Here is a 25,428-nt window from a genome sequence, read left to right as displayed (position 1 = left end):
GCGCTGATTGTGGGGCGCCCCCCCCGGCCCCCGGGGGGGCGGCGCCGCCCCGTGGGCCGCGCCCACGACCAGCATGGCCAGCACCTTGTCCGTGGCCAGCGCCGAGGCAAAGTCGTTGACGTTGCCCGCCGCGGTCTGCGTCTTGACCCTCGCGATGAAATAATCGATCTGTGCGGAATACTCCTCGCCGCGCACGTAGAACCACACGGGCAAAGTCAGGTCGGTCGTGTAGCGGATATTCCAACCGTGCGTGTAGCCGTCGGGTAGCGTGGCGTTGTTGCGCAGGAAAACCTGGCACTCCTGGCGGTCGGCACGGATCCGCCCCTGCTTGCCGAGCACGGTGACGCTGGTGCTCATCTTGCGGAACGATTCGTCGCTCCAGCTGACCGAGAGCTGGGCACTCACGCCGTCCGGGTAGTACAGGGTCGAATACACCTCGTCGTCGACGTGCTCGGAGAACACCGGGTTGAGGACAGTCCCGCCCACGCCCTGCGGGGTACCCAGATACCAGGTCAGCAGATTGAGCGGGTGCGCCGCGTAGTCGTACAGGCACCCCCCGCCCTTGCCGTGTTCCGCGCGCCAGGTCCCCCCTTTTCCCTTCAGGACGACCGGGCCGTAAGCCTCGACCTTCACATGGGTCACCTCGCCGATCACGCCCTGCGCGAGCAGGCGCTGCACCTCCTGGAAGGCACCGACAAAGCGGTTGTGGTAACCGACCTGGTTGACCAGAGCGCTTTGGGCGGCCATCCGAACTAGCGCCTCTCCCTCGTCACTATCAAGGCAGAACGGCTTTTCGCAGAACACGTGCAGGCCGCGCTCCAGCGCCTGCCTGACCATGGTCGCGTGCAGGCTAGTCGGCGTCGCGATCACCACCGCGTCCAGTTCGACCTCGGCGAGCATCGACTGGTAATTGGTAAACGTCTTCAGGCCCGTGTACTTGCCCAGCACGTCAAGCACGTACCCGCTGGCATCGCAAATCGCGCACACGCGCACGTCAGGATGCGCGTTGATGATCGCCAGATGTGACAAGCCCATTTTGCCAAGCCCCACTACCGCGACCCTGATCGGCAACGTCGTCATGCGTCCCCCCGCCTCAACTTGAATGGATGAATTGCCGGACGGCCTGCAACAGGTCTGTCCGCGCATGGCTTGCCACGTCTATCCTGCCCGAGCGCCAGGCGCCGGCGTCCAGCAACGACAACAACTGCGCAACCTCTTCGGCGATCGTGATGCCGGGCTTGTCGCGCAGCCACTGCGCGGTCGCCAGTTGATGGCCGCTGGTCACCTCACCCAAGTCCGGTCGCCTGGGCAACAGCAACAGGGGTCTACCGAGCTCGGCGGCGGTAATCACCGTCCCCATGCCTACATGCGACACCACCAGGTCCGCCTCGGCAAAGTGCTGGCGGTACGACTTGGGCGCGAGCATGGGTGAAGACGGAAAATGTTGCGGCGTCTCAGCGCCGTCACCGATCTGTGCGAACACCTCGGCCTGCGGGGTTTGGGCGGCCCAGGCATCGACTGCCCGCACCAGGCGCGGGAACGGCAGCATGGAGCCGACGGTCAGGAAGATTTTCACAGCAGGCTCCCCCTGTACTCGGGTCCCTGCTCTTTGGCCAGATGCGGCCATTGGGTCAGCCAGAGATCGGCATAGCGCCTAGCCTTGCGCCCCGACAAGGACAACTCTTCGACGTTGGCGACGCTGTCTATCCACACGGTACGCATGCCCAACAGCCGTGCGAGCCTGAGCGCCAGCAAGCCGGGCGCCGATCCGGTGGTCACCACGACCTGCGGGCGCTCACGCAGCAGGATGCCGGCTAAGGCAAACAACGCCCGGGGCAGGCTCGCAAGATGCAGACGGCTGACATCGGGGATGGCATAGAAACGCGCGCCGGCCACGTCATCCCGATACATCGCCTTGACCCCCACGAAGACCACTTCGCAGCCGGAAAAGGCTGGAACCAGACGCATCATCTGCGTCCAGTGCCCTCCGCCCGACGCGACCGCAAGCACCTTGAGTTTCATGTTCACCCCGGCAGATTGAGTTAAGCGGCCGACCGGAGCGGGCTGCTAGCCGCGGCAGGCTGCAAGCGATGGCAGCGGGGATTACTTGATCGAGCACTCTCGGTAAACCTTCTCCAGCCTGTGGATGACAGGCTTTACCGCGTAATGCTGGTTGACCCGCTCGAGCCCCAATGATGAAAGCATAGATGCAAAACAACTGTTTTCAAGCAGGCTTTTCAATCCATCCGCCAGGGCATCGACGTCGCCCGGTTCGAACAAGACCCCGCAGCGTCCGTCTTCCAGCGCCTCCGGGATGCTGCCGACCCGCGAGGCGATGACGGGGACGCCGGCAGCCATCGCTTCCAGGATCGATATCGGCAACCCCTCGAAATAGGAAGGCAAGGCCAGGACTTCTGCCCCGGACAGCAGCCGCTGCTTGGCATCATCCTCCACCCACCCTGTCAGGCGCACCGCGTCGGCCACCCCAAGCTCGGCAGCCAGTTGGCCGACCTCCTCCAACTCGCCGTCTCCCGCCAGAACCAGCGACACGTCCGGGAATTGGGGGCGGATGCGGGCAAACGCCCGCACCAGGTCGTATACGCCCTTCTTCTGCCGCAAACGGCCAAGGAACAGGATGTAGCGCGTCGCCGCCGACACCTCGCCCACACCCTGGGCCGGCTCGACCGGGTTGGTCAGCACTTCGACCCGCGCAAGCGGGAAGGTGGCCAAAAATTTTTCCTTCCAGCCTTCGGACAGCACCCACACCAGGCAGGCGTGGTTCAAGGTTCTTGCAATAAAGCGCCCCGAAAGCCGCCCACTGTGGCGCTGGTAAAAGTCGAGGAATTCGCCGCAATGGACGTGGACGATATACGGGACGGAAAACGCCTGCGCGAGCGCGCACAAAATAGATTTGCGGCCAAAGCTCCCGTAGGACGCCGTATGCACATGCAACAGCGCCACCTCTTTGCCAAGCAGCATGCCCAACAGCCTCCATACCGCAGGGACGAAGACCCTGAGCTGGCTGAGCAGCCCCGGGTTCCGGTAGGTTTCCAGGTAAACGACGTCGTGCCGCTCGAACAGGCCGAACTTGCGGTAGCAACGCACCACGCTGGTCATCCCGCCAGGCGACTGCATCGCCACGCCCGCCATCACGATCTTCTTGCCGCTGGCCGCCACATGCCCTCCTTGTTAGCTGAAGTCCCGGTAGTCGGGCAGGTCTTCGGGACGGTTGATGCGTACAACCCGCGCCGGCATGCCGACGGCCACTGCGTAATCAGGCAGATCATCGAGCACTACCGCGTTCGCACCGATCGACACGTGCCGACCTACCCGGATGGCGCCGAGCACCTTCGCACCGGTGCCGATCATCGTGCCCTGGCCGATTCTCGGCGCGCCCGCTTGCCCTGAGCGCCCGCCAATGGTGACGCCGCTGCCGATGGTCACGTCGTCCTCGATCACCGCCGCCTTGTGGATGACCGTACCCAGCCCCTGGTAACTCAGCAACACGTTGCGCCCCAGTTGGGCCGCCGGCGGCAACACGACTGAAAACGCGATGCGGTTGAACACCTTGAGCAGCGTGGGCAGCAACGGCACCCGGCGCTGGTGGCACCAGCGCGCGGCGCGGTAGATCGCAATCACCGGCATGGTCGTCCCCTGAAAGTCGATAGGTGCTCACACCTCGAAAAGCTCGGCCAGTTGTCCGCGCTTTTCAAGCGCGCGGTAGACCGTCGCCAGCCGCTTACCCAGCACGTCGTAACTCCTGAGCGCGTAAATGGCCTGCGGCGCACGCGCGGCCATCTGTGCGCGCCGCTCCGGGTCCTGCAGCAGCCCGAGGATCGCGTCGGCGAATGCACCAGCGTCGAAGGGTACGCTGACCCCGCAACCGGTCATTTGCAGCACATGCGCCTGGTCGGCCTGATCGTTGGCGACCACCGGCAAACCGTTGGCCAGGTACTCGGCAACCTTGGTCGGTGAACTCACCTCGAACACCCGGCTGCGCGGGACGGGCGACAGGCCGACGGCCGCCGCGCGCAAGTAGCGGTAGGCTTCGGCCTGCGCCAGCCAGCCGGTCACCCGCACACAGTCCGACAGGCCCCGGCCGGAGATCTGCGCGGCAAGCCACGCGCGGTCGCATGCGAGTTCCGAGTCGCCGATCAAGAGCAGCACCGTGTCCGGGCGTTTAGCCCTGACCATCAGGAGCGCCTCGAGCAGCACCTCGGGGTGGCGCAGCCGCTCGAGCGCGCCCAGGTAGACGAGCAGCGTCTTGTCCCGGTAAAAGGGGTCGTCCGTGGCTTCGGGCAGGGGCTGGCCAGGCTGCATGTCCACCCCCATCGGCACAGCGCTGATGCGCTCGGCTGGCACGCCGTAGCCGGCCAGCACCGCCTTCATCGCCTCGCTCTGCGCGAACACATGGTCGGCGCGCGGCAGCACCACCCGGTAGAGCAGCCAGAACGCCAACGTCCCGCGGATGCGCCAGAGCAGCCGCTGCAGGCGCGACGAAGCGCTGGGTGCCCGCCCGCGGCCAAGGTCAATCCACGCTTCGGGAAACGGCAAGGACAGCCAGTAATAAAAAGGCAGACCGAACAGGCGGGCGATCATCAGCCCTGCCGCGGCGCCCAGAATGCGGTCGCGCACCTGCAAGGCGTCGTAACCGCCCTGCCGGCACAGGCGGTACGCGTCGATTAGCGACAGGAACTTGACCGCCAACCGCCGGATGCGCGAATACACCGGCCGCGCAAAGATGCGACCGCCGCCCCAGACATCGGATAGCACCGCGTCGCGCTCGCCGACGAGGTCCGACTGGATGCCGTATTGAGGCAACACCTTGCCGAACAGCACGGCCAGGTCCGCGCGCAAGCTAGGACAAGGTTCGCGGGTCAGGTACAGCAGCTTCATCGCGCTTGCGCTCCTTCTTGACCAGCCAGGCAAGGTACCCGGCTGCAAAAGCGAACAACACCTCGAAACTCGACGCGACGATCAGCGCGTCGCTGTACCACAGTGCCAGCAGGAAGCAGCAGGCTGCCACCTGCAAGGCCGCGGCGACGCCCGGTGGCGCCTGCACGCGCCACGTGGAGCGCAGCAGGGCAAATAGCGCAAGGCAGAACAGCAGCGCGCCAGCGAGGCCGGTGTCCCACAACAGTGTCGAGAGCGTGTTGAGGTTGATGTTCATCAGCGGATAGCGTCGCGACAGGTAACCTGCCTGCAGCGTGGCGTCCGCGGAATACGACGCTCCCAGGCCATGGCCGAAGAAGGTTTCCAGCGGGTTGTGCCAGCCGTGCTCGGCAAACCAGAAGGAGAGCACCGTCGTGCGGTTGAGGCTGTAGCGGTCGACGTAGCCGTGCTCGCCGAAGTTGTACGCGATCGCCTGCACGAACTGCTGTTCGGGGGTGAGCAGTCCGTCGTTGAAGAACACGAAGTACACCCACAACAGCGCGACCATCGCGCTGGCGAGCAACAGCACCAGCAGCACGGCTAGCAAGGGACTGCGCCTGATCACGTCGCGGTAGGCAAACAGCAGCACGACAGGCAGCAGGATCAGTACCACCTTGGTTTCACCCAGCAGCAGCGGCGCGCAGAGCAAGGGTACGGCCGCGAGCGCCCCCCAGACGGGGATCACGCGCCGGTGCCACGCCGTCAGCGTGCCGGCCAGCCCGCACAGGAGGAACATCGCCATCGTCCCGCTTGAGCCGCCTCCGGTCATGTTCGCCTCGAAGCTGCCGCTGACGATGTCGATCGGCACCACCCCATCGCCCATGCCGATACGCAAGGGGACGAGGAACAGGTATTGGTAGAGCGCAAACGGCAATTGCAGCAGCGCAAGCCAGAACAGGAAGCGGCAGCAGCGCGCCAGCAGCCGCTCGCTGTCTGCATTGACCGGCAAGGCAGCGACGAACAGCAGCAGGCCGAAGAACTGGAAGATCCGCTTCCAGCCGGCCGCCGACTCGTTCAGCGAGCTGTCCGCCGGCAAAGAGGCGAGCACGGCGTAAACCGGCAAGGCAGCCAGCAGCCAGACAAAGACCGGCATGCCCTCGCGTGCGTCCGCATTCAACAGCAGGCGGACGGTGGCAATGCCCAACAACATCACGCCCAGCAGTGAAAATGCCCACGAAATCTTGAGCAGTCCTGGAAAGAACAGGCCGACCGGCCCCATCACCAGCAAGGTACCCACCAGGATCAGCCAGACGATCAGCTGCGGCCTGGCCAGCAGCACAAAACCGGCCACCATGCCCATGAGCAGCGCGACATTCACCGGGTTGCCGTGGGCGACCAGCACGCCTGAGGCAACCGCCAACAGCGCCGACACGGCAAAGGCCACCATCTCGGGCAGGTAGGCCTTGAGACGGGAGAGGGGTTCCGGCCACCAGGCGCGCAGCGGCAGCAGGCTAGCCATGCGCCCTCCCGAAAAACCTGTCGCGGGCGCTCTCGTCAAGCGCGCCGTACAGCGCATGCACGAAGTCGTGGTGCAGCGCGTACGAGGCCGCGTCGTCCGGCCCGATGCTCGAGACTCGGAACAGGAGCCCGTCCGGGACCACCCCGGACAGGCCGTACGCCATCTCGGCCATCTTCTTGCTGCGCCGCCCGCGCACCACCTCGTCGCCGACCAGCGACCAGTAGGTGACCGGCTCGCGGCGGTAACCACCCAGCGTCATGAAGAGTTCGCGCACTGGCATCTGCCGCCCGGGCAGCGCGAGCGTCGCGTCGCGCGCCGCCTGCTCTCGGAAGCCCTGCGCCGGGTAACACACCTCCGGGTAGTGCAATTCCATGCCGTCGCGCTGGTCGCGCCCGTAGGCGAGCGAGAGCATGATGCGTTGCCCCTCGTCGTTGACGTAGACACGCGAGAGCGTGTCGGCGTAGATGCGGGCCAGTTCGCTTTGCTGCTGCGGGTTCACCACCTGCCGCGCGGCGCCCTCGTCCACCCGCCACGCGCCGAAAGCCTGCGGCAGCTGGGCCGAGAGCGCAGCCGCGGGGCGGCCGGCGGCGAGCAGGCGGGTCGGCGTCGCCGCCCACGCGGCCAGCGCGGCACCGCCCATCAGCGCCGAAGCAAGGAAAGCCCGCCTAGTTTGTCCGCTCATGACGCACTCCTGGCAGGCAGGCGCAACAAGGCGTCGGTCGCGATGATCATCAAGAGGGCGAGCATGAACAGTACGATGCCGGAGAAGCCGTGCAAAAAGCCCTGTCCGGCGGCGTCGCCGAAGTAATAGGTGATCAGCACCAGGATCAGCACCCTGAGCACGTTCGCCATGAAACTGATCGGCACGATCAGCAAGGCCAGCACCACATTGCGCGACCACGAGGCCGTGCGCACCAAGTTCAGGTACAGAAGCCCCATCGCCTCGAGTGTGAACAGCGTCTGCAGCCCGGCGCAGGCGTCGGCGACCAGCAACTGGTAGGGTCCCACCTGCAGGATCACCCCGCTGCGGGCCGCCGGGTAGCCGAAGAGTTGCAACAGCCATTCGACGACGACCGACACCGCGAGCTTCATCGGCCCAGTCAGCGCGTCGACCACGGCCAAGGGCAGCGGGATCAGGAACAGCATGAAAAAGAGTGCGAACCACACGCACCGCACCGCTTCCACCCCGATAAAGAGCAGCAGCAGCGCGGCGACCAGTACGGGAAAGACGCCAACTTCGAACAGCAGGATGCCCTGCGAGCGGCCGAGCACATAGCCAAGCAAGGCGAGGATCAGCAGGCTCCAGCCAGAGAGCGGTGCGGGGCGCATTTCAAGCGCCAAGAGTTCGCCCCGCTTTTGCCAGAACAGCCAGAGCACCACCGCCAGCACCAGCGGGCCGTGCCCCTGCTGCTCGTGCTGCCACACGCCCCCGTACAGCCGCCATACGGTCGGCAGCAGCAAGGCGGCGAGGCCAGCAGCCACCAACCAGGCTGCGGGATACCAAAGCCGGATCGGCGCGGAAAGCAGCTTGCAGGTCGGCATCGCGCGCCCCTAGCGGTTCATCACGCAACCGGCCAGCTCGACGTGAGCCTGGCGCAACTGGGACACCAGACTCGTGAGCGGACGCACGCCGGTCTGGCCGGCACAGGCGAGCACCATCGCAAAGCCCGCCGCGTGCGCGACGCGCACGGCGTCGCTGCCGTCGTTCGCCGCGGTGGTATCGATCAGGATCACGTCGAAATGCTTGCGCACCAGGTCGATCAGCTCGCGCAGGCGCCCCCGGCTCAACAGTTCGAGCGGGTTAGGTGGCACCGCCCCGCCCTTGAGCACTGTCAGGTTGGGCAACTCGGGTATCACGTCGATCGCGTCGTTGAGCGCGCAATGACCGGCCAGCAGGTTGGAGAGACCATAACGGTTGTCCAGGCAAAAGAGCTCGTGCAAGCCGGGCTTGCGCAGGTCGGCGTCAATCAATAGCGTACGTTCGCCCATCTGCGAAAACAGGATGGCCAGGTTGGCAGCAACGTAGCTGCGCCCCTCGCCGTGCCCGGGACTGACGATCGAGAGCGCACGCGTCGCGCGCCCCTGGCCGAACACGTCGATCAAGAGCTGGCTGCGCAGGCTGCGCAGCGCCTCGCAGCCGGTCGCGAACGGGTCGAACAACGCGAGCAGGGACGGATGCAGCCGGTTGTGGCCGCCGGCGGGCAGGTAGGCGTAATCGTAGCGGCGCGACAGCGCGCGCATCAGCTCGTCTTGGCTGATCAGGCCGAGGCTGACTGCAGCCTCGCCAAAACGCATGCCGCTTTTGGCCTGCTCGTCAGCGATCCGCTCAAGGTCGCCCGGCCCAAGCAGCCCCTCCCCTTGCAGGAGTTCGCCCAGCCGCGGCTCGCTGCCGTTCGCGATCTCGTGCGCCCCCAGGCGCTGACCAGTTTCAGCCATGCGAATTCTCCCCCAGTTGTGGTGCGCCCGGCGGGCTCAGCCGCTTGGCGGGCGTCTCGGTCGCCTGCCTCACCCGCTGCAAAGACCCGATTTGCTGCACGCCGCAAATCTCGACCAGCTCGCCATCGAGCCTGACGCGGCGGTCGAGCGTCTCACGCACCAGCATCGCGACCAGCGCGAGCACGGCGCCGACCACCGTCGCCACCACCAGGTTGAGAAGGATCTTGGGGCTCGCCGGGATCAGCGGCGACTCGGCGCGGCTCAACACACTGACGTTGGTCTGCACCATCTGCGACTCCAGCCGGCTTTGCGCGGCGCGCGCGCTGACCGCGTCGTACGCCTTCTGCGCGTTGGCGACCTCCAGTTGCAGCACGCTGATCTCGTCGCGCTCCTTTTTCAGCTCGAGGATCTTGTTCTTTTGCTGCGCGATCGCCGCCTGCAGGTCTTCGGCCCGGTAGAGTCCGGCCTTGCCGCTGGCGCCAAGCGACGCCCGCACGCGGGCGATCTCGGCTGACAGCGAGCCTTTGAGCTCGGAGAGCTGCGCCTGCAACTGGCGCACCTGAGGATGGTTGACACCGGTGCGCGCGACCTGCTGGCGCAGCTCGGACTCCAGCCTCGCGACCTCTCCGCGCAACTGGACTACCAACGGGTTTTGTAGCACCTCGGGCAGGTTGGCCGATTGCGCCGTACGCGCCTTGCTGTCGGCCTCCATCTTCTGCGACTCGACCTGGGTCAGCAGCGAAGAGAGGTCGTTGAGCCTGGCCGTCTCGAAGTCAAGCCGTTCGTCGCTGGCGACGATGCCGGTCTTCTGCTGGAACGCAGAGAGTGCCAGCTGAGCCTTCTCCAGCTGTTCACGCTGCATGCGCACCTGATCGTCGAACCAGCCGGCGTACTGCTGGGCCGGCGCCGCGCGCAACTGGATGCTGGTATCGATGTATGCGCGGGCAAAGGCGTTGGCCGCCTGCGCGGCAAATTCAGGCGATTTGGCAACGAAGTCTATATTGAGCACCGTGCTGTCACGCACCGGGTTGACCGACAGCGCGCCCCTGAGCTGCTGGCCGATCCAGGCGGCAAAATCGACCTTGCCGCCGGTCGCGGCCATCCACTCGCCGCGCAACGCCACGTCGTTTTGCAGGCCCAGCAACTGCGCGGCGCGCGCGGCAACCCGCTCGCTCTTGATGATATCCATCTGGGTCGCAAGATAGCTCGGCTGCATCAAGCCGGGCAGCACCATGCCGGCGACCGGGTCGGGCGACTTCACGTCGAGCACCACGGCGGTCGACGCGACATATTGCCGAGGCAAGACAAGGCTGACCGCCAGCGCGGTCAGCACGGTCAGGCCGAGCACCCACACACCCAGTTTCCAGCGGGCGCGCACGATCAAGAGCAGACGTTGCAGGTCCATGGTTCCTCCCGCACTCAGAACAGGCTTTCCGGCACGTAGATCACGTCGTCCGGCTGAATCGGCGCGTTCATGTCGAGCTTGAGTGCCTGAAAACTGCCGTCGGCCGCACGGCGCTCGACCTTGAGCGAACGCTCGGTGCCGCGTACGGTAGGTCCGCCGCCTTGCGCCAGCGCCTGCCTAAGCGTCATGCCGCGCTCGACCCGGTACGCCCCCGGGCGCTGCGCCTCGCCGTAGATGTAGTAGACCGGCGCACGGTCGACAAAGAGCACGTCGCCCGGCTGCACCACCAGCGCGCCGGTGCTGCCGCCTTGCGACGCGCGGTAGATCGCCGGCACGTCGATTTCGGTGCGAAAAGGCTTGCCGTCGCGCGCACCGGTCAGCACCACCGTATCGGCACCGCCGGCCGCCACGCCACCCGCCTGCGCGAGCAGGTCGGTGACCGTGGTGTTGGCGGTCTCCAGCGGGAACCGGCCGGGGCGGTTGACTTGGCCCAATACCGACGCCTGGTTGCCGCGCACCTGCAACAGGGCGATATTGACCTGCGGCTGCTGCACGTAACCGCCCTTCTTGAGGGCTGCGGCGAGCAGCGCCTCGGCACCGTCCAGCGGCAGGCCGCCGACCTTGACCTTGCCGACCAGCGGGTAGCTGATGAAGCCGCTCTCGCCGACGCGGGCGTCCAGGGTCAGGTCAGGGTTCTGGAATACCTGCACGCGGATCTGGTCACCCGGTGCCAGCCGGTATTCGTCGGGCTGCGCGGCCTGGACGCTACCCGCCAGCGCGCCGGACAACAGCAGCACCCGGAACGCTCGGTCATACAGGCGGTCGACTGACTTCGACATGCTCATCTCCTCGTTTGATCAGCCGGCATCGCCTGCGCATCCGTGCACCAGCACCAACGGCCGATGATTATTAATAGAACAACGACAAGTTCTTTCAATGCTCAAATCAAATCGACATGTGGCGGTCAAAATGCCAACCCCAATCCAAGCCAATAGCCTTGCCGGGTGTAATCCAGACCGGGGTAGCTGGAGCTTCGCTTTTCATGCTGCCACTGGGCGCTGAGCTTGAGTGGGTCGGTCAGTTGCCAGTCCAGGGAGAGCGACCCAACCCGGGTGCGGTCGTCCCGCTTGCCCAGCACCGGCAGCGCCTGCTCGTACGCGGCGCTCGAATGCACATATGAGGCCCGTGCCGTCACCCTATGACTGAGCTGCCAGCGTGGCTCGAACGACCAGCTGCGTACCGTCCGTGACCGGTAAAGCAGTTGCGATTCGACTTTCTGGTCGGCCGACAGGGTCAGGTCGATCTTGCCCGTCGCCTGCCAGCGCACGCCGGCACGCCAGGTATCCCCCGAGTAATCAAGGTCGGAGCGCGTGTCGTAGTCGCGGGACAGGCGCCCCCAGCCCAACCATGCGCGCAGCTTCTCGCTGACAGCCCATTCGCCCGACAGCCCGGCCTGTCGCTCCCGGAAGTCGCGGAAAAATTGCTGTTCACCTTCACCGGAGCGAGCCAACAGCTCGACGAAGCTGCCCTTACCGCTCAGGTAACGCACCCCCAACTCGGCAGAACTCAAGGTTTCATCCGGTGTCGAGGTGAGCGCGCTATAGCTGGATTTATCCCGGTCCAGCGCGCCCAGTAGCAGCCACGATGGATGAAACTGCCACTGCACGCCGGCCCGCTGGTAATCGCGTTTACGGACGTTGACCGTACTCGCGCCAAACGCAGGGTCGGTCAGATCCGGACTCTCTTCACGCGAAAGCCGAAACTCGCCGCTCACGTCATTGCCGACCGCCCACTGCCACACCGCCTGATAAGGGGTCGCGGTGAAGTCGTTGTTGTCGTAGTCGCGGTAGCGGTAATCGACGACGCCCAGGTCCAGCTGTACGCGCTGCCGCCCCCACTGTTTGTCCAGCGACACGCCGGCGTCGACACGGGTCATCCAGTCGCTGACCGGATCCTTTTCCGGCGGTCTGGCGAACAGGTTGTCGTCGTACACCTCGCGCACGCCTGCCCGCCATTGGACGGTATCCAGCGTATCGGCGGCAGCGGTGCCAGGCAGCAGCACGCCCACCGCCGCCGCGAGCACGGACAAGCTTGGCGCGATGCGCCCGCAAACGGCTTGCCGATAACTAGTCATATGAATTCCCCCTTGAACAGACGGATCCCCATCAGATCACCGCCAGATGACATTGCGCTTTTCTATGAATCGTAGAACAGCCACCGCAATTGTCATGTCATACAACTTGTCCGCGCCCTACCATCTGAGCGCCCGGCATACCTCAGCCACCCGCCAGCTGAGGCGCTGCCGTTGCCGTGTTGCCTCCCCCTGCCGTAGCCCGTCCCAAGCATTCGGCGTCGATCCGTTCGAGGATGCGCGCGCTTTTCACCGCGTCGAACTTGCGGGCGAACAGCGCGCCCGACGCGGTAACACACTCGAAGTCGTCGTCGCTCGACAGCAGCGCCGGCGAGCCGTCGCGCTCGCCTTCCCAGTCTATGAACCACGGCAGCGGTCGATGGGGCGCGGGGAGCGCGCCATGTAGCGTCGTGAAAAAAAGCTCGCCGCCGATCCACACTTCACGGAAAAATGCCTCGAATTCCGGGTTTTCGGCGAGCCAGGCGAAGATGCGCCGCCAGTAATCGGTCGGGAACATGGTCCACCCCTCACCGCCGCTGATCTGGCCGACACAGGCCGGAACCTTGCGCCGGCAGAAGTACGCGTCCAGATTGCAAAGCCACAGCCAGAAGGTCTCGCGCGAAGCAAAAATCTTGCGCGGGTTGAACGTGGGCAACAGCAGTACGTCCACACCCCTGCTGGGCGGGCACTGCAGCGGCAAGGGCCGGCGGCTGAGGCGCCAGGACAGGTGGTGGCGGTGAAACCCTTCTCCGAACCAGGTCAGGTAACAGGTACCGGGAGACGCTTCGAGGAAACGGCGGATCGCCTGGGGAGGCTGCAGGGGGTAGGTACTGCCGCACAGGGTAACGATGTAGCCTTCGCGAGCGTCGGCGAGCGCAGCCCGCGCACCGGCGAGGAAAGCTTCGACCAGACCGTAGCCCCCCCAATTGCACGCGTGCCGGCTCTGCAGATAGCGTACGCTTTCGTCTGCCGGCAGTTGCTGCAAGAAAGGGGCGATATCGACGCGCGCGTCAATATGGATATAAAAGTACACGTCTGGCGCGCGCAGCGCGTCGACCAGCCGGCGCAGGAAGGTCGGCTGGTGGTAGGCGACGATCACGTAGCTGATCAAGACCCGCCCCCCTGCATGTGCGACAACGTACTGCCCGCGGCCTGCGCAAGGCCGATCGCCACCGCCGGGTGGTCGGCCAGCTCGACACCATCGAGCAGAAGCATCTCGCCAGCCTGCACGGCACGGGTGAGCCGCGCACCGGCGAGCAGCCCCAACGGTACATGGTGCGGGTGGGCGGAGAGCTCGATGGCGACACCGCGCACTTCGAAGCTGCCCGCGCCGCGCGCGAGGCAGGTGCCCGCCGGCAGGCCGCGCTTGGCGAGCGCCGCCATCCCCAGACGCGGCGCCGCACCATTGTTAAGCAGCACCGGGCCACCGGCGAGCAGGCGGCGCACCGTCTTGGCCACCTCGAGCGAGCAGAGGTGGTAGGGCTTGACCAGCAGGTAGTCCGGCCCGGGGCCCAGCTTGAAGTACTCGAGCAAGGCTGCCTGATCCTCGTCGTGGCGGGCGACCACGAACACGCCGGTCGGCGCCCAGCCGTCGGCGAGCACGTAGTCGGACAGCACCTCTCCGCGCGCACGGGCAAGTTCCGCCAGCCTGGCCGCGCCTGCGGCCAGGCTGTTGGCCTCTGGGCCGGCCAGCCCCACGCACGCGATGTTGCCACCCAGGCCGTTGCCGACCAGCACCTGCTCGATCTGCACCTTGCTGCCGTCAGTCGCGCCGGTCGCGTTGGGCACACTGATGCCCTGGCGCGCCGCCCAGTACGCCATGTTTTCCGGCGACGGATTGAGGTCGAGAAAACCCTTCATGTTGCCGTACACCAAAGGCGAAAAGCCCATCGCGCGCACGTCTTCGGCCAGCGCGGCAAGCGAGCCGGGTTGGTCGCCCTCGGCTTCGCTGAATGCGCCGAGCGTGGCGAGGTACGAGCCGGTGGTGACGTGCAGTTCGGCGTTGAGCGTCGCCACCGGCCGACCGGCATTGAGCGCGCGCGCGCAGACGTCGGTACCGTGCAGCACGTCGCCCGTCATCTCGACGACGATGTCGGCGCTGTCGACCAGCGCGTCGATAGAATCCGTCAACAGTGCCGGCGCGAAACCCGTCACGCTGCCCAGCGGGCGCCGGGTGAGCACGCCGGACAACACGAGGTCCGGACAATGCCTGGCAAGCATGCGCGCGAAGCTCTCAGCCATCGGCCCGGTACCCACCAGGCCGACACGGGCAACCCTGCCTCCCTGCCCGCCATGCCAGGGCACACCGCTCATTCGATCACCTCGATCTCGGGGCAGAACACCACGAAGCGCCCGCCCCACTCGCGGATGCCGGAAAACTTGTGCATCAGCTCGTCGCGCCAGTTCCACGGCAACAGGATCAGGTAGTCCGGCTTGTCGATGAACACCTGCTCGGGCGACTTGACCGGGATGTGCGAGCCGGGCAGATACAAGCCCTGCTTGGCCGGCGTATGGTCGACCGTGTAGCGGATGGTGTCGCCACGCACCCCAAGGTAATTGAGCAGGGTGTTGCCCTTGGCCGGCGCGCCGACCGCGGCGATGCGCTTGCCCGCGCGCCTGGCGTCGATCAGGAACTGCAGGATCTCCTGCTTGCGCGCGACCACCCGCTCGTTGAAGTCGAGGTAGGTCGCGAGTTGGTCCAGCCCCGCCTCACGCTCCTTGGCAAGCAGCGCGGCTACGCGCGGGCTGAGCGGGTGACGGCCGGTGTCGGCGCGCTGCGCGTAGACACGGAGCGAGCCGCCGTGGGTCGGCAACTCCTCGACGTCGAAGAGCGCCAAGCCGTTCGCTGCGAGGATCTGCTTGAAGGTCGTCAGTGAGTGGTAATAGAAGTGCTCGTGGTAGATGGTGTCGAACTGCAGTTTCTCGAGCAGGTTGAGCGCGTGGTGGAACTCGAAGGTCGCCACGCCGTTTTCTTTCAGCAGGATCGCGAAGCCGCCGACGAAATCGTTGATGTCTGGCACGTGGGCGACCACGTTGTTGGCCGGCATCAGGTCGGCGGCGAAGCCCTCTTCGCGCAGCCGCGTCGCGTACGCGCGGCCGAAGAACTCGACGTTGACCGGGATGCCGAGCGCGCGCGCAGCCTGGGCGGTATCCAGCGTCGGCTCGACGCCGAGCACCGGGATGCCGGCGTCCAGGAACCAGCGCAGTAAGTAACCGTCGTTGCAGGCGATCTCGACGACCAGTCTGTCGGCGTTCAGGCCGAAACGCCCGATCACTTCGCGCGCGTAATCGCGGGCGTGGGCAAGCCAGGTGTCCGAGCACGAGGAGAAATACGGGTAATGCTCGGAGAAGATCTCACTCGCCTCCTCGCTGCCCGGCGCCTGCACCAGCAGGCAGTGCTCGCACACCAGCGCCCCCAGCGGATAGAAGCGTTCCATATCGTTGGACTGCTTCTCGGCGCGCAGCGCGTTCGACAAGGGCTGCATGCCCAGGTCGGCGACTACATGGTGTGCGGAATGCCCGCAGAAACGGCAGTTGGTGTGCATGTTCTCCCCTTCTCGCTGGTCTGTGGCCTGTTCAATGCCGACAGGAAAGTTCAGGCCCGGATTGTGTATGGCAGGTCCTGCCCGCGCGCCTAGTACGCCTGCTTGTCGCCGCCCGCTACCGTCAAGACGGTGCGCAGGATGATCTTGATGTCGAGCAGCAGCGACCAATGGCGCAGGTAGTCGAGGTCGTACTCGATGCGTCGGCGCATCTTGTCCAGGGTGTCGGTCTCGCCGCGGCAGCCGGACACCTGGGCAAGCCCGGTGATGCCGGGGCGCACCTTGTGGCGGACCATGTAGCCCTTGATCAGCTTGCGGTACGCCTCGTTGTGCGCGATGGCGTGCGGGCGCGGGCCGACGATGCTCATCCGCCCCTGCAGCACGTTGATGAACTGCGGCAGCTCGTCGAGCGAGGTGCGGCGCAGGAAGGCGCCAAACGGCGTGACGCGCTGGTCATCCTTGCTGGCCTGACGGATCTGGGCGCCGTCCTCGCACACCGTCATCGAACGGAACTTGTAGACGACGATCTCGTGGCCATCGAGCCCGTAGCGGCGCTGGCGGAACACCACCGGCCCCGGCGAGGTGAGCTTGACCCCCAGCGCGATCAGCAGCATCGGCACCGAGATCAGCACGAGGATCAGCGAGGCGAGCACAAGGTCGCTGCCGCGCTTCAAGAGCGCGTTCCAGCCGACGAAGGGCGAGTCGCATACCGCGATCACCGGCATGCCGCCGACCGTTTCGATGCGCCCCTGGATCAGGTCGGTGACGAACACGTCGGGGACGAAGTGGATGGAAGCGGTGGTGTCGCGCAGCGCGTCCAGCAGTTGCAGGATGCGCGGCTGGCTCGACATCGCCAGCGTGATGTAGATATGGCCGACGTGGTGTTCGCGCACGTACTGGGCAACGTCCGCCATCTTGCCCAGCCTGGGCAGGCCGGAGTGGGCGGTGCGCTCGCTCGGGCGGTCGTCGAAGAAGCCTAGCACCCGGCAAGCCGCGCTCGGGCTGCACGCGAGATAGCGCGCGAGCACCTCACCGTGCGCGGTGAGCCCGATGAAGATTGCTTCCTGGGCGAAACGCGCGCGCAGAGGTGGCAGCACCAGACGCAGCAGCAACTGGCCGAGTACGGCCAACAAGGGCGGCAGCGTGAGTGCGAGCGCAAGGTGCGGGTGGCCGAACACCCCACTCACGCCGAAGAGCCGTACCAGCGCGGCCAGCGCGGCGACATTCAGGAGCCAGCGCCAGATGAGTGCCGAGAAGAGTGCGGGCAGGCGGTCTTCCAGACGGCTGCGTCCGGGCAGGTTGCACACGAACACCAGCGCGGCGAGCAAGACGGCTGGCAGGCCCACGCTCCCCTGCAGCAGTAGCGCACCGCACAGTACGCCGAGCGCGAAGGCGGCCGGGTCGGTCAGCGCCGACACCGAAGCGGCGACGCCTGCGGTCCTCGCCGGCCGCAGCAGCGGAGACACCGGCTGGACCGAGTGAGGATGCTGGGAGAAGAAGGATTGCTTGTCCATGTAGCCTCGCGTGATCGGCGGCACCACCTGCCACATGCATGTTTCATAGGCAGCGAAAAAACACGTGTCAAACCGATACCGCCATTCAAAACATCTGCTTATCAGGGCAGCCGCAGGTAGCGATAGGGCAAAACAAAAGGCTCACTGACAAGGAGTTCCAAGGCGAGAAAAAGCAAACCGCCCGCAGGCTTGCTAAGGCCTGCGGGCGGTTCGGGAGGGTGGTGGGACGCTTAGCGCAACCTGGCGATATCCTTCGCCTCCCAGTGCGGGAAGTAGCGGCGCACCAGCGCGTTGAGCTCGACTTCGAACGCTCGGTAGTGGGCGAGTTCGTCGTCCGGCGTGCCGGCTGCGGCCGCGATGGGCTCGCGCACCATGCCGGCGGCGGCCGTCGCGTTGCTGGCGCGGTCGATCAGGATGAAGCTGCCGGTGCCGCGGCACGCGGTATAGGCGTCGACCACCACCGGCGCGTTCAGCAGAAGCTCGACTTCGGCGATCTCGTTCAGCTGCAGGGTGTCGGCCGCCACCTTCTCGCGGGTGTTGACGTCGACGCGGTGGCGGATCGCGCTGACGCGGCCGGCCACAGTCTTGCCGGCGAACTTCACCCGGTACTCGCGACCGACTTCCAGCGCTCGGGTGTCCAGCCACACCAGGTCCGCCGCGAGCGCCTGCGTCACCCAAGGCTCGGCCTCGCCTGCCTTCACCAGCATGTCGCCGCGCGACACGTCGATTTCGTCTTCCAGCTGCAGCGTCACCGCCTGCTGCGCGAACGCTGTAGGCAGCGCCGCCTCATACGCGATAATCGCCTTCACCCGGCTTGCGGTACCGGCCGGCAGCACGCGTACGGTGTCGCCAACGGCCACGCTGCCTGCGGCGACGGTGCCGGCAAAGCCACGAAAATCGAGGTTGGGCCGGTTCACGTACTGCACCGGCAGGCGGAACGCGCCAAGCGCGGTGTCGTGGCCGACCTCGACCGATTCCAAGAGCGACATCAGCGTCGGTCCGTCGTACCACGGCGTGTGCGCGCTAGCCTCGACCACATTATCGCCGCGCAAGGCCGAGATCGGCACGAAGCGGATGTCGGCAAGCCCCAGCTCGCCGGCGAAGGCCAGGTAGTCGGCGCGGATGCGCTCGAACACCGCCTCGTCAAAGCCGGTGAGATCCATCTTGTTGACGGCGACGATGACGTGGCGCACGCCCAACAGGCTGACGATATGGCTGTGGCGGCGGGTCTGCGTCTTCACGCCGTAGCGCGCGTCGATCAGGATCACCGCGAGGTTGCAGGTCGACGCGCCGGTCGCCATATTGCGCGTGTACTGCTCGTGCCCCGGGCAGTCGGCGATGATGAACTTGCGCTTGTCGGTGCTGAAGTAGCGGTACGCGACGTCGATGGTGATGCCCTGCTCGCGCTCGGCGGCCAGCCCGTCGACCAGCAAGGCCAGATCAATGTCGCCATCGGTGGTGTTGAACTTCTTCGAGTCGCGCTCGATCGCGGCCAACTGGTCCTCGAAGATCAGCTTGGAGTCGTGCAAGAGGCGGCCGATCAGCGTGCTCTTGCCGTCGTCGACGTTGCCGCAGGTGATGAAGCGCAGCAAATCCTTGTGCTCGTGCTGGGCGAGGTAGGCGTGGATGTCCTGGGCGATCAGTTCCGACTGGTGCGACATGGGGTGTTCCTCGTTGTGCTGCGGACGCGGCCGCTCAGAAATAGCCTTCGATCTTCTTCTTTTCCATCGACGCGCTCTGGTCGTGGTCAATCACCCTGCCCTGGCGCTCCGAGGTGCGCGTGAGCAGCATCTCGCGGATCACGTCGGTCAGGGTGTCCGCCTCGCTGTCCACCGCGCCGGTGAGCGGGTAGCAGCCGAGCGTACGGAAGCGCACCTTGCGCTTATGGATGCGCGCCTTCTCCTCGTCGCTCAGGTATTCGAGGATGCGCGCGTCGTCGATCATGATCAGTGCGCCGTCGCGCTCGACCACCTCGCGCTCGGCTGCGAAATACAGCGGGACGATGTCGATCTTCTCCAGCCAGATGTATTGCCAGATGTCGAGTTCGGTCCAGTTCGACAGCGGGAACACGCGGATGCTCTCGCCGCGGTTGACGCGCGCGTTGTAGAGGTTCCACAGCTCGGGCCGCTGGTTCTTCGGGTCCCAGCGGTGGTGGCTGTCGCGGAAGGAGAACACCCGCTCCTTGGCGCGGCTCTTTTCCTCGTCGCGGCGCGCGCCGCCGAAGGCGGCGTCAAAACCGTACAGCGAGAGCGCCTGCTTGAGCGCCTCGGTCTTCATCACGTCGGTGTGACGCGCCGAGCCGACGGTGAACGGGTTGACGTTGTCGCGCACGCCCTGCTCGTTGGTGTGCACGATCAATTCCAGCCCCATCTCGCGGGCGACGCGGTCGCGGTGCGCGATCATGTCGCCAAACTTCCAGGTAGTGTCGACGTGCATCAGCGGGAACGGCGGCTTACCCGGCCAGAACGCCTTGCGCGCCAGGTGCAGCATCACGGCAGAATCCTTGCCGATCGAGTAGAGCATCACCGGCTTGTCGAATTCGGCTACCACTTCGCGGATGATATGGATGGACTCCGCCTCCAGCTGCTTGAGGTGGGTCAGTCTGTGTTCGCTAAGAGTCATCGGTGCCCCCAGCCGGTCGCGCCGGCTATTGTCCTGTCATGGAAGAGCAATCTACCCAAGCACTCAGACCCGCGCAAAACCGTCTGGATATATCCATATGGCCGGGCACTATTCAATCAATAGATGTTTCGGGAATAACAAGAAGACGGGCGGCGAACACCTAGACTGTTATCATTGCGACCTGACCCATGACCGCCATGCATACCCAGCCCGACCCCGCGCGTCGCACCCTGCTTGGAGCCCTGGCCGCCGGCAGCGTGCTGGCCTTGCTCGCCGGTTGCCGATCGCCCGTCAAGACGATGACTGCCCAGACCCAAGCCCTGCCCCCTGCCAACCTGCCTGCCTTTGCCGCAGGCGGCCCGACGCTGCGCGTGGTCGCGCCGTCCGGCTTGATGCCCAGCTTCGAGCGCGCCGAGCGCGGCGTGCTGCGCCTCGCGCGCGCCGGCTACCGGCTCTCCAACACCCAGTGCCTGGCCAGGCGCTACCAGCGCTTTGCCGGGACGGATGCCGAACGCGCGGCCGACTTCAACGACATCCAGGCCTCTGACGTGCCCAAGCTCGTCCTCGCCGCGCGCGGCGGTTACGGCGCGATGCGCATCCTGCCGTGGATCAACTGGCAGCGGCTGTGCCCGCTCTTGAAAGAAGCGGGCACGCTGGTGATGGGTTTTAGCGACTTCACCGCGATCCAGATGGCTTTGCTGAGCCAGGGCGGCGTGACCAGCTTCGCCGGGCCCATGCTCTACAGCGACTTCGGCGCCGCGGCGCCCAGCGTGCTGACCATGAGCGATTTTGTCAGCGCGACCACCGCCCGCCCCTTGTCGATCCGTGTCGATACGCCATTCTCGCCGACGCTCAAGGCCGAGGGTGTGCTGTGGGGCGGCAACCTCACCGTGCTCGCGCACCTGGCCGGCACGCCTTACCTGCCGAAGATCGACGGCGGCATCCTGTTTGTCGAGGACGTCGGCGAGCAGCCTTACCGCGTCGAGCGCATGCTGCAGCAACTGAACCTCGCCGGCGTGCTCGGCCGCCAAAAGGCGATCGTGTTCGGCGACTTCGACCAGGCCAATACCCGCGACCACTACGACAGCTCGTACACGCTCGCGACGGTTGCCGCGCACGTGGCCAGCGTCACCGGCGTGCCGGTGCTGACCGGCTTCCCGTTCGGCCACACTAGCAACAAGGCGACCTTCCCGCTGGGCACTCACGCAAGTCTCACGTCCGATGGCGCGGGCTACCGCGTCACCTTCCCCGACTACCCGACCTACCCACTCGCGGGGCTGAACACCGCGGCGCTGACCGAACTGATGTAGCGGGCGGGCGAGGCGGCGCCTTGGCGGGTATAATCCGCGCCTTGTCTGTCCCCTGCCTGCCCTGCCCCATGTCCCTGAACGTCGCCGCCCTGAAAAAAGCCCTGCCCGATTGCCTGATCCGCGACCGCCACGCCCTCCGGCGCCGCCTCGCGGACGCCGAAAAGCGCGTCGCGCGCGGCCAGGACGCACAGCGCCTGCTCAAGGAAACCGCCGAGCGCATCGAGCGCTCGCGGCAGAAGGTTGAAACGCGGCGCGCTGCGCTGCCCGTGCCGCGCTTTGACGACGCGTTGCCGGTCAACCTGCGCCGCGACGAAATCCGCGACGCGATCGCGCGTAATCAGGTGGTGATCGTGTGCGGCGAAACCGGCTCGGGCAAGACCACCCAGCTGCCGAAGATCTGCCTGGAGCTTGGCCGTGGCGTATTCGGGCTGATCGGCCACACCCAGCCGCGGCGCCTCGCCGCGCGTTCGGTCGCCAGCCGCATCGCCGACGAGCTGGGCAGCCACTTGGGGGAGACGGTCGGCTTCAAGGTGCGCTTCACCGACCAGCTTTCCGACAGGAGCCTCGTCAAGCTGATGACCGACGGCATCATGCTCGCCGAGACGCAGACCGACCGTTACCTCGAGGCGTACGACACGATCATCATCGACGAGGCGCACGAGCGCAGCCTGAACATCGACTTCCTGCTGGGTTACCTGAAGCAGTTGCTGCCGCGCCGCCCCGACCTCAAGGTGATCGTCACCTCGGCGACCATCGACGCCGAACGCTTCTCCAAGCATTTTGACGGCGCGCCGGTGATCGAGGTGTCTGGCCGCACCTACCCGGTCGAGGTGCGCTACCGCCCGCTCAAGTCGCGCGACGAGGACGAGCGCGAGACCGAGATGGAAGACGCCGTCGTCGACGCCGTCGACGAACTGTCGCGCCTGGGCGCCGGTGACGTGCTGGTGTTCCTGCCCGGCGAGCGCGAGATCCGCGACACCGCCGAGAAGCTGAGAAAGTCCGGCCTCAAGGGCTACGAGATCCTGCCCCTGTTCGCCCGCCTCTCCAACGAGGAGCAGCAGCGCATCTTCAAGCCCTCCGGCGGCCGCCGCGTGGTGTTGTCGACCAACGTCGCCGAGACCTCGCTGACCGTGCCCGGCATCCGCTACGTGGTCGACACCGGCCTCGCACGCGTCAAGCGCTACAGCCCGCGCGCCAAGGTCGAGCAACTGCTGGTCGAGAAGGTCTCGCAGGCGGCGGCGCGCCAGAGAGCCGGCCGCTGCGGCCGCGTCGAGGCCGGCGTCTGCGTGCGCCTCTACGACGAGGAAGACTTCAACGCGCGCGCGCCGTTCACCGACCCCGAGATCGTGCGCTCCAACCTCGCCGCGGTGATCCTGCGCATGGCCTCGCTCGGCCTTGGCCGCGTCGACGCCTTCCCGTTTCTCGAGGCGCCATCCGGCCGCCTGGTCGCCGACGGCTACCAGGTGCTGCACGAACTGGGCGCGGTGGACGACGCGGGCGAACTCACCGCCACCGGCAAGGAACTCGCGCGCATCCCGGTCGACCCGCGCGTCGGGCGCATGCTGCTGGCCGGGCGCGACTTTGACTGCGTGCGCGAGGTGCTGATCATCGCGTCGGGGCTCTCCATCCAGGACCCGCGCGAGCGCCCGTTCGACGCGCGCGAAGCAGCCGACCGCGCGCAGGCACGCTTTGCAGACGAGCGCTCGGACTTTTTGTCCTACCTTGCGCTGTGGGACTTCTTCCAGGACGCGGTGCGCCACAAAAAATCCAACCGCCAGCTGATCGACGCCTGCCACGCGCACTTCCTGTCGCACCTGCGCCTGCGCGAATGGCGCGACCTGCACGCGCAACTGGCCGAGATCGCCAACGACATGGGGCTGATCCGCCGCGAGGACGCTCACGCGGCCGCGCCCGAGGCACCGCAGCAGATGGGCGACAAGAAGCGCCGCCAGCTCGAAGCCCTGCACTACGAGAAGCTGCACAAGGCGCTGGTCACCGGCCTGATCGGCAACGTCGGTCAAAAGGCGCTGGAAGGCGACGAGTACACCGGCGCGCGCGGCAGCCTGTTTCACGTCTTCCCCGGCTCAGGCCTGAAGAAGGCCAAGCCGAAGTGGCTGGTCGCCGCCGAAATCGTCGAGACCAGCCGGCTGTACGCGCGCTGCGTCGCCCGCATCGAACCCGAGTGGATCGAGCCCTTGGCGCCGCACCTCGTCAAATACCATTACTTCGACCCGCACTGGGACAAGGCGCGCGGTGAGGTGGTCGCCAGTGAGCGGGTCACGCTGTTCGGGCTGACGCTCATCGCGCGCCGCCCGGTCAGCTACGGCAGGATCGCGCCCGAGGAGGCACGCGAGCTGTTCATCCGCGGCGCGCTGGTCGAGATGGCGTATGTCAGCAACGCGCCCTTCTTCCAGCGCAACGCGCAGCTGATCCGCGACGTCGAGGCGCTCGAACACAAGGCGCGCCGCCAGGACGTGCTGATCGACGAGGATGCGCTGTTTGATTTCTACGCGCAGAAGATCCCGGCCCATGTCGTCGACGCGGCTAGCTTCGAGGCGTGGCGCAGCGAGGCCGAGAAGGCCGACCCCAAGCTTTTGCACCTGACGCGCGAAGAGCTAATGCGGCACGCCGCGCAGCACGTGACGGTCAACCAGTTCCCCGAGTGGTGGGAACACGCGGACGGGCGCATGCGTTTGCGCTACCGCTTCGAGCCCAACCATGTGCTCGACGGGGTGACCATCGATGTGCCGCTCTCCAGCCTCAACCGGCTGGAGGCCGCGCCGTTCGAGTGGCTGGTGCCGGGCATGGTGCGCGAGAAGCTCACCGCGCTAATCAAGAACCAGCCCAAGCAGATCCGCCGGCTGTGCGTGCCGGTGCCCGACTTCGTCACCCGCTTCTTGTCGACCGACCCGGACATGGGCGCACCGATCGCGCCGCAACTGGCGCGCTTCATCCTGCGCGAGAGCGGCGGCGTGCGCGTCGACGAGGCGGGCTTCTACGCGCACCCCTTGCCCGAGCACTTGCTGTTCAACTTCCGCGTGGTCGACGACGGCAAGCAGGAGATCGGCCTCGGCCGCGATCTCGCCGCCCTGCAAAAGCAGTTCGGCCAGGCCGCGCAACTGACCTTCCGCGACACCAGCGCCGAATTCGAGCGCGAGAACGTCACCGCGTGGGACATCGGCGAGCTGCCCGAATCGATCCAGTTCGCGCGCGGGCGCCAGCAACTGACCGGCTACCCGGCGCTGACGCTGGAAGCCGAGGGCCGCGTCGCGCTGCGCCTCTACGACACCGAGCTGGCCGCCACGCGTGCGCACCGCAAGGGCGTAGTGCGCCTGTTGCAGTTGCAGATGAAAGAACAAGTCAAGCAACTGGGCAAGGGGCCGTCCGGCTTCCAGCAGGCGGCACTGCAACTGAGGGCCATTGGCAACGCCGATGTGCTGCTCGCCGACGTGCTCGCGTGCATCTGCGACCGCGCCTTCGTCGGCGACGACGAGTTGCCGCGCAGCGAGAAGGCCTTCAACGAACAGAAGGCGCGCGCGCGCGCGCGGCTGCCGGCGGTCACCCAAGCGGTGATGGGCTACCTTACGCAGATCGCGGCCGAATACCCGCCGCTCGCCGCCCGCATCGCCAAACACAAGCTCGGCTGGGAGCTGAAGGGGCAACTCGACGCGCTTGTCTACCCGGGCTTTCTCGCGGCGACGCCGTGGGCACAGCTGCCGCACCTGACGCGCTACCTGAAGGCGATGGGGCTGCGCATGGACAAGCAGGTGACGAGCCCGCAGCGCGACGGCCAGCGCGCAGCCGAGATCCGCGAGCTGTGGCAGCGCTGGGAAGCGCGTGTCGCCGCGGACAGCGAAACCGGCGAGGCGTCGGCCGAACTGCTGGCGTTCCGCTGGCAGATCGAGGAATTGAGGGTCAGCCTGTTCGCGCAGGAGCTGAAGACGCCTTACCCGGTGTCGCTCAAGCGCCTGCAAAAGGTGTGGGACGCGTTGCCGCGCGGTGCTTAGCCTGCCCTGCAATTTGATCTGGATCAAATATACGTTCAGCATTAAGTATAGAATTGCATTAAGAATAATT

21 protein-coding genes are annotated in these 25,428 nt (G+C 66.2%); 2 read left to right on the top strand and 19 right to left on the bottom strand.

Translation table 11 applies throughout. The features are described 5' to 3' along the window. From GZH52_RS10095 to cysD, 19 genes are all read right to left on the bottom strand, one after another. Positions 1-1,080 (bottom strand): Gfo/Idh/MocA family protein (locus tag GZH52_RS10095; RefSeq protein WP_163316333.1); only part of this gene is annotated, 1,080 nt, incomplete at its 3' end. A 13-nt stretch (positions 1,081-1,093) separates the two neighbouring features. Beyond that, the gene (locus GZH52_RS10090; protein WP_163316332.1) at positions 1,094-1,576 is read right to left on the bottom strand and encodes a glycosyltransferase; all 483 of its coding nucleotides are present in this window, start codon (positions 1,574-1,576) and stop codon (positions 1,094-1,096) included. After that, complete coding sequence (locus GZH52_RS10085; RefSeq protein ID WP_163316331.1) at positions 1,573-2,022, bottom strand: glycosyltransferase family protein; 450 nt, start codon at positions 2,020-2,022, stop codon at positions 1,573-1,575. The genes GZH52_RS10090 and GZH52_RS10085 overlap by 4 nt, the downstream gene beginning before the upstream one ends. An 81-nt stretch (positions 2,023-2,103) precedes the next feature. Continuing rightward, positions 2,104-3,177, bottom strand: a complete 1,074-nt coding sequence (locus tag GZH52_RS10080; protein WP_163316330.1) for a glycosyltransferase — start codon at positions 3,175-3,177, stop codon at positions 2,104-2,106. Positions 3,178-3,189: 12 nt separating this feature from the next. Then, positions 3,190-3,645 (bottom strand): serine O-acetyltransferase, encoded by a 456-nt coding sequence (locus tag GZH52_RS10075; protein WP_203525702.1) that lies wholly within the window; start codon positions 3,643-3,645, stop codon positions 3,190-3,192. 27 nt (positions 3,646-3,672) lie between these two features. After that, positions 3,673-4,896 (bottom strand): glycosyltransferase family 4 protein, encoded by a 1,224-nt coding sequence (locus GZH52_RS10070; RefSeq protein WP_163316329.1) that lies wholly within the window; start codon positions 4,894-4,896, stop codon positions 3,673-3,675. After that, positions 4,859-6,391 carry a hypothetical protein gene (locus GZH52_RS10065; protein WP_163316328.1) on the bottom strand — a complete coding sequence of 511 codons (1,533 nt, stop codon included), beginning with the start codon at positions 6,389-6,391 and terminating at the stop codon, positions 4,859-4,861. The genes GZH52_RS10070 and GZH52_RS10065 overlap by 38 nt, the downstream gene beginning before the upstream one ends. Continuing rightward, positions 6,384-7,073, bottom strand: a complete 690-nt coding sequence (epsI, locus tag GZH52_RS10060; RefSeq protein ID WP_163316327.1) for an exosortase-associated protein EpsI, B-type — start codon at positions 7,071-7,073, stop codon at positions 6,384-6,386. Before epsI ends, GZH52_RS10065 begins: the two co-directional genes overlap by 8 nt. Beyond that, on the bottom strand, positions 7,070-7,933 hold the full coding sequence (gene xrtB, locus GZH52_RS10055) for an exosortase B (protein ID WP_163316326.1): 864 nt from the start codon (positions 7,931-7,933) through the stop codon (positions 7,070-7,072). Before xrtB ends, epsI begins: the two co-directional genes overlap by 4 nt. Before the next feature lie 9 nt (positions 7,934-7,942). Next, a complete protein-coding gene (locus tag GZH52_RS10050) occupies positions 7,943-8,827 on the bottom strand; it encodes a polysaccharide biosynthesis tyrosine autokinase (RefSeq protein WP_163316325.1) in 885 nt (294 codons plus the stop codon). Continuing rightward, entirely contained in the window at positions 8,820-10,232 is a 1,413-nt protein-coding gene (epsF, locus tag GZH52_RS10045; RefSeq protein WP_163316324.1) for a chain length determinant protein EpsF, read from the bottom strand. The genes GZH52_RS10050 and epsF overlap by 8 nt, the downstream gene beginning before the upstream one ends. Before the next feature lie 14 nt (positions 10,233-10,246). Then, complete coding sequence (gene epsE / locus GZH52_RS10040; RefSeq protein ID WP_163316323.1) at positions 10,247-11,071, bottom strand: polysaccharide export protein EpsE; 825 nt, start codon at positions 11,069-11,071, stop codon at positions 10,247-10,249. A 125-nt stretch (positions 11,072-11,196) separates the two neighbouring features. Then, positions 11,197-12,366: an outer membrane beta-barrel protein gene (locus tag GZH52_RS10035; protein ID WP_163316322.1), complete on the bottom strand. Its 1,170-nt coding sequence runs from the start codon at positions 12,364-12,366 to the stop codon at positions 11,197-11,199. 142 nt (positions 12,367-12,508) lie between these two features. After that, positions 12,509-13,474 (bottom strand): beta-1,6-N-acetylglucosaminyltransferase, encoded by a 966-nt coding sequence (locus GZH52_RS10030; protein WP_163316321.1) that lies wholly within the window; start codon positions 13,472-13,474, stop codon positions 12,509-12,511. After that, the gene (locus GZH52_RS10025) at positions 13,471-14,676 is read right to left on the bottom strand and encodes an NAD(P)-dependent oxidoreductase (protein ID WP_163316320.1); all 1,206 of its coding nucleotides are present in this window, start codon (positions 14,674-14,676) and stop codon (positions 13,471-13,473) included. The genes GZH52_RS10030 and GZH52_RS10025 overlap by 4 nt, the downstream gene beginning before the upstream one ends. Further along, complete coding sequence (locus tag GZH52_RS10020) at positions 14,673-15,908, bottom strand: class I SAM-dependent methyltransferase (RefSeq protein ID WP_163316319.1); 1,236 nt, start codon at positions 15,906-15,908, stop codon at positions 14,673-14,675. Before GZH52_RS10020 ends, GZH52_RS10025 begins: the two co-directional genes overlap by 4 nt. Positions 15,909-15,997: 89 nt before the next feature. Continuing rightward, entirely contained in the window at positions 15,998-17,419 is a 1,422-nt protein-coding gene (locus tag GZH52_RS10015; RefSeq protein ID WP_163316318.1) for an undecaprenyl-phosphate glucose phosphotransferase, read from the bottom strand. Positions 17,420-17,649: 230 nt separating this feature from the next. Next, the gene (gene cysN / locus GZH52_RS10010; protein WP_163316317.1) at positions 17,650-19,080 is read right to left on the bottom strand and encodes a sulfate adenylyltransferase subunit CysN; all 1,431 of its coding nucleotides are present in this window, start codon (positions 19,078-19,080) and stop codon (positions 17,650-17,652) included. Positions 19,081-19,114: 34 nt separating this feature from the next. Beyond that, complete coding sequence (cysD, locus tag GZH52_RS10005; protein ID WP_163316316.1) at positions 19,115-20,041, bottom strand: sulfate adenylyltransferase subunit CysD; 927 nt, start codon at positions 20,039-20,041, stop codon at positions 19,115-19,117. A 188-nt stretch (positions 20,042-20,229) separates the two neighbouring features. Between cysD and GZH52_RS10000 the strand changes: the two genes are divergently transcribed. Further along, the gene (locus GZH52_RS10000) at positions 20,230-21,351 is read left to right on the top strand and encodes an LD-carboxypeptidase (RefSeq protein ID WP_163316315.1); all 1,122 of its coding nucleotides are present in this window, start codon (positions 20,230-20,232) and stop codon (positions 21,349-21,351) included. Between the two features lie 68 nt (positions 21,352-21,419). Continuing rightward, positions 21,420-25,358, top strand: a complete 3,939-nt coding sequence (gene hrpA, locus GZH52_RS09995; RefSeq protein WP_163316314.1) for an ATP-dependent RNA helicase HrpA — start codon at positions 21,420-21,422, stop codon at positions 25,356-25,358. Positions 25,359-25,428: the final 70 nt, after the last annotated feature.

Origin of the sequence: Crenobacter caeni, from assembly GCF_010435965.1 — a bacterium.
Classification (GTDB): Bacteria; Pseudomonadota; Gammaproteobacteria; order Burkholderiales; family Chromobacteriaceae; genus Craterilacuibacter; species Craterilacuibacter caeni.
This window is presented reverse-complemented; position numbering and strand designations above follow the sequence as displayed.